Here is a 243-nt window from a genome sequence, read left to right as displayed (position 1 = left end):
AGTCGATCGCTCCCGCCTTCATCGCGCGCACCGACATTTCGATGTCGCCGTGCGCGGTCATGAAAATGATGGGCATGTCCACTTCGTAGCGGTGCGCACTCTGCTGAAAGGTGAGGCCGCTCTCGCCTTTCAAGCGCACGTCGAGTATCAGGCAGCTCGGAACATCGCCCTGCACGCGCTGGCAAAATAGCACCGTCGACGGGAAGGTCTCGACATGAAACCCCACCGATTCGAGCAGGCTCT

General features: G+C 60.1%; 1 protein-coding gene. It reads right to left on the bottom strand.

What is annotated here, in order from left to right:
* Nucleotides 1–243: response regulator transcription factor (locus AB4Y44_RS42870; RefSeq protein ID WP_368702857.1), on the bottom strand; the 243-nt coding region annotated here is incomplete at both ends.

Origin of the sequence: Paraburkholderia sp. BR10937 (assembly GCF_040965695.1) — a bacterium.
GTDB lineage: Bacteria > Pseudomonadota > Gammaproteobacteria > Burkholderiales > Burkholderiaceae > Paraburkholderia.
Note: the sequence above shows the minus strand (reverse complement) of the source record. Positions and strands in the feature narration are given on the sequence as shown.